Here is an 8,640-nt window from a genome sequence, read left to right on the forward strand (position 1 = left end):
CGCCCTTCTCAGGAGGGGCGCCCCCGTCGTCGTACGAAAAAACCCTCTGTCGTACGGAAAACCCTCAGAAGAACACAGACCGCCGCTGCACCAGCAACTTGTACAGCGTGTGCTGGATCTGCTCCCTCACCTGGTCCGTCAGGTTGAACATCAGCATCGGGTCCTCGGCGGCCTCCGGCGGATAGCCGTCCGTGGGGATCGGCTCGCCGAACTGGATCGTCCATTTCGTCGGCAGCGGCACCGCACCCAGCGGGCCCAGCCATGGAAACGTCGGCGTCAGCGGGAAGTACGGGAAGCCGAGCAGGCGAGCCAACGTCTTCGCGTTGCCGATCATCGGGTAGATCTCCTCCGCCCCGACGATCGAGCACGGGATGATCGGCGTGCCGTGGCGCAGAGCGGTGGAGACGAAGCCGCCGCGGCCGAAGCGCTGGAGCTTGTAGCGCTCACTGAAGGGCTTGCCGATGCCCTTGAACCCCTCCGGCATGACCCCGACCAGCTCGCCCTGGCCCAGCAGCCGTTCGGCGTCCTCCGCGCAGGCCAGGGTGTGACCGAGCTTGCGGGCCAGTTCGTTGACCACGGGCAACATGAAGACGAGGTCCGCCGCGAGCAGACGCAGATGGCGGCCTGCGGGATGGTTGTCGTGGACGGCGACCTGCATCATCAGGCCGTCCAGCGGGAGCGTCCCGGAGTGGTTGGCGACGATCAGCGCGCCGCCCTCCGACGGGATGTTCTCGATGCCCTTCACCTCAACCCGGAAGTACCTCTCGTACACCGGCCGCAGCAGGGACATCAGGACCTGGTCGGTCAACTCCTCGTCGTAGCCGAAGTCGTCGACCTCGTAGTCGCCGGTGAGGCGGCGGCGCAGGAAGCTCAGGCCGCTCGCGACGCGCCGCTCCAGGCCGCCGTCGTGCTGCGGCCGCTGGGGCGGCTGTTCCTCATGCGTCACAGGAACATCATCCTGCGTGCGCGCCCTGCTGGGCAGGGGCTGGACGTCGCCGACCAGCGCGGGTTCCGCGGTCTTGCGTCGGCTCCCCACGCCCCGGCGCCGCGGCGGCCGCTGCACGGCGCTCCCGCGGGACCGGTCGTCGTCGAACGGAATGACCTTGGCATCCGCCATCGTTGATGCGCTCCTCAGTTGGCGCTCTGCGTCGGGGGGTGGCCGCTGCCCGGCAGGGGCAGCGCGGCGATCCGGTCGACGGCCCCCGCAAGGGCCTCCGGCGGCAGGAGTCCGGGTCCGTGGCTGCGCGCGAAGTCCGCGAACGTCTCCGCGGTCGTGTACTTCGGCTTGAATCCGAGCGTCTCACGCATCTGGTCCGTCGCCACGACCCGGCCGTGGGTCAGCAGCCGGATCTGTTCGGGTGAGAAGTCCGTCATGCCCAGCGTACGTACCAGGGAGCCCGCCCAGGTGACCGCAGGCAGCAGCAGCGGCACCGTGGGCCGGCCGAGCCGCCTGGAGCACTGGGAGAGCAGCAGGACGCCGTCGCCGGCGATGTTGAAGGTGCCGCTGTTGAGGGTGCCCCGCTCCGGCTCGTGCGAGGCGATCCGCAGTACCTCGATCACGTCGTCCTCGTGCACGAACTGCAGCCGCGGGTCGTAGCCGAACACGGTCGGCAGGACCGGCAGCGCGAAGTAGGAGGCGAGCGGCGTGTCGGCCGCGGGCCCCAGGATGTTCGCGAACCGCAGCACACACACGGCCACATCCGGCCGCCGCCGCGCAAAGCCGCGTACATACCCCTCGACCTCGACGGTGTCCTTGGCGAAGCCGCCGCTCGGCAGGGACTTGGGCGGAGTGGTCTCGGTGAACACCGCGGGATCACGGGGCGCGGACCCGTACACGTTCGTACTGGACTTCACGACGAGCCGCTTCACGGTCGGCGACTTCTGGCAGGCGCCGAGCAGCTGCATCGTGCCGATGACGTTGGTTTCCTTGATCGCGGTCCGGCTGCCGCTGCCGAGCCCGGTCGCGCTCACATCCATGTGTACGACCGTGTCGGCGCCGGTCTCGGCGAGCACGCGCGCGATGGTGGGCTGCCGGATGTCGGCCTGGATGAAATCGGCGCCGCCCAGGTGGTGCTCGGGTGGGACCGCGTCCACGGCGACGACCCGGTCCACCTGCGGGTCACGCTGGATCCGTCGTACGAACCGGCCCCCAAGCCTGCGGGCCACTCCGGTCACGAGCACGACCTTGCCCAAGATCTGCGCCTTCCTTCCAGCCCATCCGGTACTCGTAGCCTGCCGCGTTCCCCGTGTTCGGCCAACTTAGCGGGTCGATGTTGCGCTGTGATGACCACCCAATGCACGAAGTGACGACATCCACAGACGTACGAACAGACCAAGCCATGTGAAACACGTGCGTACGCACAGGCCTTGTGCGAGGTCCCGTGCGCTTCTGGGAGCTTCTGTGAACTCCAAACGCGTGTGGCCCCCCACCGGTTGCGGTGGGGGGCCACAGAACACGCTCCTGGAGCGTCGCTTACTTCTTGTTGCGACGCTGAACGCGCGTGCGCTTGAGCAGCTTGCGGTGCTTCTTCTTGGCCATCCGCTTGCGCCGCTTCTTGATAACAGAGCCCACGACTACCCTCGCTCACTTCTCATCACTCGGTGCTGGGCGCCATGGGCCCATACGACCTACAAGGGGCCAGCCTACCCGCCCGAGCGCTGAGGTCGTAATCGAGGGTGCCGGGGGAGATCCAGAAGAGCCCTGAGGATCCCCCCGGGGATCGCCGTCAGGCGGTTTCCACCCCCACGTAGCTCTCGCGGAGGTACTCGTGAACCGCGTTCTCGGGGACGCGGAAGGACCGCCCCACCCTGATCGCGGGCAGATGACCACTGTGCACCAAGCGGTACACGGTCATCTTCGACACTCGCATCACCGAGGCGACCTCCGCCACGGTAAGGAACTGAACCTCGCTCAGAGGCCTCTGCTCAGCAGCCATGACACACCTGAACCTTCCGCACTCGACGGCCACCGGCTTCCCCTTCCGGTGACTCTTCGTCGCTGCGTGCTCACTCCCCAATGTAGGGGCGGGTGATGCGAGTGGGGAAGAGGTGCACCCATCGGCGGCCTACTGTGACAGACACGCTCGATTGAGTACGTAGCGGGTAAGCGGCCGGTAGTAATCAGACCGCACAGCGTCATCAAGTGGAACGACGACGGACACGGACCCCTCGGCCTCCCCCACGAAGAGCGCGGGGTCGTCCGTATCGGCGAGCCCAATGGCCTCGAACCCCAGCTGACCTGCCCCGCAGACCCAGCCGTGGTCTCCGACGACCAGCTCGGGAAGCGGCCCGCCGGCCTCGGCCGCCACAGCCAGCGCGGTACGAACCGGGAGCGGTGAATGCGTGTGTGCGCCGGTCGCACAACCGGGGCGAGGCGCCCCGGGTTCTCGCACGAGCGCGACTCCTTGTACGTAGTCAAGGTTGTACGTGCGTAGACCGAACCGGGTCGTTATGTCGACACAGTGACCATGCGCCGGTGTGAGGACGGTACATCCCGCCGCCGACAGCGCGTCCGCCAAGGCGGCGTAGAACCCGAGCAGCCGGTGCGGGTGGCCGGTGCCGAGGAGTACAGGGGCGCCGCGCTGGGCGGCTGCGGCGAGACGGTCCGCGAAGGCATCCAGAGCAGTCAGAGTCCGCTCCGGATCGATCACGTCATGGCCGGAGACATGCCGCGGATCGGCCGAAACACCGCATTTGTCCGCCATCAACTCGATCAAATCCCGCTGCCGCCATGTCCATTCGGGATCGAGCCCGATCAGCACGCGGGGGTCGCGGGCGGCGAACAGCCGATAGCTGCGCAGGCTCTCCTCCCGGGAGGTGGCCACGGGCCCGGCGAGACGGGCGGCCAGGAGATGGGCCCGCAGGGCTCCGGTGCTCAACACACATCGATGGTGGCGGACCGGGCTGGGCAGGGGCATACGAACGCGCAAACACCGCACAGTTGGCGTAACGGCTCCCGTGACACTGGTGACAGAACAGGGACACAACGGCCCACAACCGTCGTAGGGGCTCCCGGGTCTCACTCTGCGTGGACGGCAACGACCAACCGTCCTCACCGCATTGGCCAACACATCACCAGGGGGAACACCATGAAGCTGTCCCGTCGCGCCACGACCGCCGCCGCACTCACCGTGCTGGCGCTCGGCGGCACGGTCGCCGCCACCGCTCCGGCCTCGGCGGCCACCACCACCAGCGCGGCAGCCGCGTCGTACAACGGTGCCTGCGGCACCGGCTACAAGGTCATCGACTCCACCCCGGTCGGCAACTCCGGCAAGGTGTTCCTGACCTGGAACCAGTCGACCGGCAAGAACTGCGCCGTGACCATCCGCAACACCCCGGGCGCGAAGATCTACATGTCCGTCGAGCTCAACGCCCTCGTCGGCCACGAGACCACGCCGGTCAGGGACGAAGGCCGGTACACGTCGTACGCCGGCCCTGTCTACGTCGAGGCCCGCGGCCACTGCATCGAGTGGTACGGCGTCATCGGCAACGCCTCGGGCGGCGACTCGGGCCACTGCGGCTGACGCGACACGGGGTGCCGCTGCACTCCACGCAGCTGCGGGCAGTCGTGCCGCTCAGGGCGGCACCCCGCCAGCGCAGGCAAGCGGCCCCCTACGCCAGCAACCCCCGCAACGGAAACACAGCCCGCCGAGTAGCCAGCACAGCCTGATCCAACCGATCCGCAGGGTCGTACCCCGCCTCCCAGGAGGGGTACGACACCGGCCACCGCCCATCCGTCATCCGCGCCGGCGCCAACTGCCGCGTCCGCGCGAACACTTCCTGCCGCCACCCCTCCGGAATCACGGCCTCAGGCGCAATCTCCCGCCCCGCCGCGATCCCCACCAGATGCGTCCACGACCGCGGCACGACCTCGACCACCGCGTAACCACCACCGCCCAGCGCAACCCACTTCCCACCGGCGTACTCGTGCGCAAGCGAATGGCAGGCGACCTGCACAGCCCGCTGCGCATCCAGCGACACCGCCAGATGCGCCAGCGGATCCTCGAAGTGCGTGTCGGCCCCGTGCTGCGTCACCAGCACCTGCGGCCGGAAATCGGCAATCAGTTCCGGTACGACGGCATGGAAGGCCCGCAGCCACCCGGCGTCCCCGGTCCCGGCCGGCAGCGCCACATTGACGGCCGCCCCCTCAGCGGAGTCGGCCCCCGTCTCCTCCGGCCACCCGGTCTGCGGAAACAACGTCCGCGGATGCTCGTGCAGCGAGATCGTCAGCACCCGCGGGTCTTCCCAGAAGGCCGCCTGCACACCGTCCCCGTGATGCACGTCCACATCGATGTACGCGACCCGCTCGGCGCCCAGCTCCAGCAGCCGAGCGATCGCCAGCGAGGCGTCGTTGTAGATGCAGAACCCCGAGGCGCTCCCCGGCATCGCATGATGCAGCCCGCCCGCGAAGTTCACCGCGTGCAACGCGTCCCCTCGCCACACCGCCTCCGCGGCCCCCACCGACTGCCCCGCGATCAGCGCGGACACCTCGTGCATCCCGGCGAAGGCGGGATCGTCCATCGTCCCCAGCCCGTACGCCCCGTTCGCCGCCTCCGGATCCGCCGAAGCCGCCTTCACCGCGTCGACGTAGTCCTCCCGGTGGACGAGCCGCAGGGTCGACTCCCCGGCGGGCTTCGCCGCCACCACCTCGACCTCCTTGTCGAGCCCGAAGGCATCGACAAGGCGCCTGGTCAGGGCGAGCCGGACCGGATCCATCGGATGATCCGGACCGAAGTCATAGCCCGTTACTGCCTCGTCCCACATCAGCTGTGCGCGGCCGCTCATGCCCGCCACCGTATCGGTCCGGTTGAGGAGCGAACGACCTGGCGTAGACCACGGTCACCAGCACCAACGCCATCGGGACGACCATGGCCCCGCGGTAGCTCCACGCATCCCCCAGCGCACCCACCAGCGGCGAGCCGATCAGAAAGCCGACGTAGTTGAACACATTCAGCCGCGCGACGGCCGCATCGGACGCATGCGGGAACAACCGCCCGGCCGCCGCAAAGGTCTGCGGCACCAGCACACACAGCCCGAGCCCCAGCAGCGTGAACCCGAGCATCCCCACCCACGCCCCCGGCGCGACGGCCACCACCGCGAACCCCAGCGCCGCCACCATCGCCCCCAGCCGCACGACCGCCACGGCCCCGAACCGCCGTACCCCCAGGTCCCCGAGCGACCGCCCCAGCAGCGTGGTCACCATGTAGACGTTGTACGGCACGGTCGACAGCTGCTCCGAGCTCCCGAGCACGTCCTTCAGATACTTGGCGCTCCAGTTGGAGACGGTCGAGTCCCCGATGTACGCGAAGGTCATCACAAGACACAGCGGCAGCAGCAGCTTGAAGACGACGGACTGCCCCTGCGCCTGGCCCTCCCCCTCCTCCGACACGTCGACGGCGGCACCCGAGTCGACATACCACCGACTCCCGATCAGCGTGGCAGGCAACAGCACCGCGACGACCGGCAGATACGACACCCACAGCGCCAGATGCCAGTGCGCCCCCACCCAGGCCAGCGAGGCCCCCACGATCCCGCCCAGGCTGAACGCGGCATGGAAACTGAGCATGATGCTGCGCCCGTACGCCCGCTGCAGGCTCACCCCGAGCATGTTCATCGAGGCGTCGAGCCCGCCCACCGCCAGCCCGAAGGCCCCCAGCGCGATCCCCAGCTCGGCCAGGTGCTCCCCGGACCCGACGCCGAGGAGCGCCAGGAGCACCACAGGCTGCAGGCACCGCAGCAGCAGACCGGGGCGTATCCGCTTCACCAGCTGCTCGGTCGTCACACTCCCGACACCGGCCAGGATCGGCACGGCGGCCAGGAAGGCGGGCAGCAGCGCGTCGGAGACCCCGTACCGGTCCTGAATGGCCGGGATACGGGTCACGAGAAGGGCAAAGGTGGCGCCCTGGGCAAGGAAGCTGAACGCCAACGAGGCCCTACCGCGCCGCAGCACATCTGTCATGGCGGCGAGCGTAGGGCCCCGGGCTACCTGTGGGTAGATCAAGCCAAAGATGAATTTCCCTCAGCTTTACTTTCTCTGTCAGGCGGCGACGGCAACGGCGCTCCGAGCAGCCGCCTCCTCGGCCTCCACCTCGGCGCGGAGCATCTCCTCCATCGGCCCGGCGGCCAGCCCACCACTGAGGAGGAAGGTCAGCACCATCACACCGGCCATCACGACGCCTCCGAGCCAGACCATGGTGTCCACGGGCACGGTGTACGCCCCCACGACCCGCGCCACGCACTCGGTGAGCAGGGCCACGCCCCAGACCAAGGAGAACGTCCGCTCCTTGCGCAGGAAGTCCGCAGAGGCGGCCGCCCGGCCCGACGCCAGTCGCTGCCATGCGGCCTCCTTCTTCGGGTCGCCCTTCACCAGGAAGGGCTTCATCCCGGCGGTCATCATCGGCCGGCCGAGAGCCACCGAGACCAGGATGCCGATGCCCACGGTGCTGCTGACCGCACCATCCTTGGCGAGCATCAGCCGCGGGTCACCGGAGACGAAACTCAGCAGCAGGGAGACCACGTTGACGACGAGGATCAGCCCCGCCAGCCCGTTCGTCCTGCGCTCCTTCACCACGCTCCAGACGGTCCGGACCGCGGGGTCGACGCTGCTCCAGGCGAGCGCCGCGAAGGTGCTCATCCCGAAGGCGTCCTTGAACAGGTAGTACGAACCGAGCGGGACCGCCACGTCCACAATCAGCGGGCGGAGGTTGTCGAGCGCGCTGGGAGTCTGGTTGCTGCTCTGGCCCTGGGACACCGTGTTCGTCGTCATGCCCTCAGCTTCCCGTCCGGCACCCGGTCGCCAGTAGAAACGATCGTCCGGAGCTCGGCATGACAAATGTCAGTGCAGCAGCCCTGACAACTCCCCCATGCCCGAGAAGAGTTGAGTGGCCCCCGCAAGTCGCTCAGCAGGCGTCATGGCCGTGAACCCGTAGACGTCCATCCCGGCCGCAACGGCCGCCTGCACACCCAGCGGTGAGTCCTCCACGACCACACACCGCTCAGGCGCGACCCCCATCCGCTCGGCCGCGTACAGGAACAGATCGGGAGCCGGCTTCCCCCGCCCCACATCCTGCGAACTGAACACCCGCGACTCGTCGAACCATCGGTCCAGCCCCGTCGTCCGATGCCCCACTCGAATCCGCTCATGACTCCCGGAGGACGCCACACAGTACGGCACCCCGTCCGCCGCCAGTTGCTCCAGTACGTCGGTGGCCCCGGCCACGGGCTTCAACTCCCGCTCGAACGCGGCGAACACACGCGCGTGGAAGACATCGTCGAAGTCCGCCGGCAGCCGCTGCCCCGTCCGCTCCAGGACGAGCTCGTGGATCCGGTGCATGGCGGACCCCATGTAGTCCCGGACGGAGTCCTCGTACGAGGTCTGGTGCCCGAGCTCGGTGAGATAGGCGGCCAGGAGCCGGTTGGAGATCGGCTCGCTGTCCACGAGGACGCCGTCGTTGTCGAAGATGACGAGGTCGTAGCGCATGACACCACCCTAAACGGCCCGGAACGCAGAAAACCCCGCACCAAAATGGTGCGGGGTTTTCCCAAATTTTGTTCGGCGGCGTCCTACTCTCCCACAGGGTCCCCCCTGCAGTACCATCGGCGCTGTAAGGCTTAGCTTCCGGGTTCGGAATGTAACCGGGC

Annotated in this window: 10 protein-coding genes and 1 rRNA gene; 1 reads left to right on the forward strand and 10 read right to left on the reverse strand. The window is 68.4% G+C overall.

Annotated elements, in window-relative coordinates; genetic code table 11:
• Positions 1-64: 64 nt before the first annotated feature.
• From IH68_RS0139435 to IH68_RS0139455, 5 genes are all read right to left on the reverse strand, one after another.
• On the reverse strand, positions 65-1,117 hold the full coding sequence (locus IH68_RS0139435) for a lysophospholipid acyltransferase family protein (protein ID WP_030945627.1): 1,053 nt from the start codon (positions 1,115-1,117) through the stop codon (positions 65-67).
• A gap of 14 nt (positions 1,118-1,131) precedes the next feature.
• A complete protein-coding gene (locus IH68_RS0139440) occupies positions 1,132-2,193 on the reverse strand; it encodes an NAD-dependent epimerase/dehydratase family protein (protein WP_030945629.1) in 1,062 nt (353 codons plus the stop codon).
• A gap of 280 nt (positions 2,194-2,473) precedes the next feature.
• Complete coding sequence (locus tag IH68_RS54185; protein ID WP_003948845.1) at positions 2,474-2,572, reverse strand: 30S ribosomal protein bS22; 99 nt, start codon at positions 2,570-2,572, stop codon at positions 2,474-2,476.
• A 154-nt stretch (positions 2,573-2,726) separates the two neighbouring features.
• Complete coding sequence (locus IH68_RS0139450; RefSeq protein WP_016437488.1) at positions 2,727-2,936, reverse strand: helix-turn-helix domain-containing protein; 210 nt, start codon at positions 2,934-2,936, stop codon at positions 2,727-2,729.
• A 129-nt stretch (positions 2,937-3,065) separates the two neighbouring features.
• The gene (locus IH68_RS0139455; RefSeq protein ID WP_030945633.1) at positions 3,066-3,881 is read right to left on the reverse strand and encodes a phosphatase; all 816 of its coding nucleotides are present in this window, start codon (positions 3,879-3,881) and stop codon (positions 3,066-3,068) included.
• A 207-nt stretch (positions 3,882-4,088) separates the two neighbouring features.
• On the opposite strand from IH68_RS0139455, the gene IH68_RS0139460 reads away from it, so the two are divergent.
• Positions 4,089-4,523, forward strand: coding sequence for a hypothetical protein (locus IH68_RS0139460; RefSeq protein WP_030945635.1), 435 nt, complete (start codon positions 4,089-4,091; stop codon positions 4,521-4,523).
• Positions 4,524-4,611: 88 nt separating this feature from the next.
• On the opposite strand, the gene IH68_RS0139465 is transcribed toward IH68_RS0139460, so the two are convergent.
• From IH68_RS0139465 to rrf, 5 genes are all read right to left on the reverse strand, one after another.
• Positions 4,612-5,784 carry an acetoin utilization protein AcuC gene (locus IH68_RS0139465; RefSeq protein ID WP_030945637.1) on the reverse strand — a complete coding sequence of 391 codons (1,173 nt, stop codon included), beginning with the start codon at positions 5,782-5,784 and terminating at the stop codon, positions 4,612-4,614.
• Positions 5,735-6,958, reverse strand: a complete 1,224-nt coding sequence (locus IH68_RS0139470) for an MFS transporter (protein WP_030945640.1) — start codon at positions 6,956-6,958, stop codon at positions 5,735-5,737. The genes IH68_RS0139465 and IH68_RS0139470 overlap by 50 nt, the downstream gene beginning before the upstream one ends.
• Positions 6,959-7,036: 78 nt before the next feature.
• The gene (locus IH68_RS0139475) at positions 7,037-7,765 is read right to left on the reverse strand and encodes a VC0807 family protein (protein ID WP_030945643.1); all 729 of its coding nucleotides are present in this window, start codon (positions 7,763-7,765) and stop codon (positions 7,037-7,039) included.
• A gap of 69 nt (positions 7,766-7,834) precedes the next feature.
• Positions 7,835-8,479: an HAD family hydrolase gene (locus IH68_RS0139480; RefSeq protein WP_030945646.1), complete on the reverse strand. Its 645-nt coding sequence runs from the start codon at positions 8,477-8,479 to the stop codon at positions 7,835-7,837.
• A 70-nt stretch (positions 8,480-8,549) separates the two neighbouring features.
• A 5S ribosomal RNA gene (gene rrf / locus IH68_RS52095) occupies positions 8,550-8,640 on the reverse strand; the annotation flags it as partial.

The sequence above is a fragment of the Streptomyces sp. NRRL S-646 genome (genome assembly GCF_000720765.1).
Classification (GTDB): domain Bacteria; phylum Actinomycetota; class Actinomycetes; order Streptomycetales; family Streptomycetaceae; genus Streptomyces.

What these genes read in the sequence shown, in the direction of transcription:
- IH68_RS0139470 (WP_030945640.1), bottom strand. Translation starts at nt 6,958, where the DNA reads ATGACAGATGTGCTGCGGCGCGGTAGGGCCTCGTTGGCGTTCAGCTTC.
- IH68_RS0139465 (WP_030945637.1), bottom strand. Translation starts at nt 5,784, where the DNA reads ATGAGCGGCCGCGCACAGCTGATGTGGGACGAGGCAGTAACGGGCTAT.
- IH68_RS0139475 (WP_030945643.1), bottom strand. Translation starts at nt 7,765, where the DNA reads ATGACGACGAACACGGTGTCCCAGGGCCAGAGCAGCAACCAGACTCCC.
- IH68_RS0139460 (WP_030945635.1), top strand. Translation starts at nt 4,089, where the DNA reads ATGAAGCTGTCCCGTCGCGCCACGACCGCCGCCGCACTCACCGTGCTG.
- IH68_RS0139450 (WP_016437488.1), bottom strand. Translation starts at nt 2,936, where the DNA reads ATGGCTGCTGAGCAGAGGCCTCTGAGCGAGGTTCAGTTCCTTACCGTG.
- IH68_RS0139435 (WP_030945627.1), bottom strand. Translation starts at nt 1,117, where the DNA reads ATGGCGGATGCCAAGGTCATTCCGTTCGACGACGACCGGTCCCGCGGG.
- IH68_RS0139480 (WP_030945646.1), bottom strand. Translation starts at nt 8,479, where the DNA reads ATGCGCTACGACCTCGTCATCTTCGACAACGACGGCGTCCTCGTGGAC.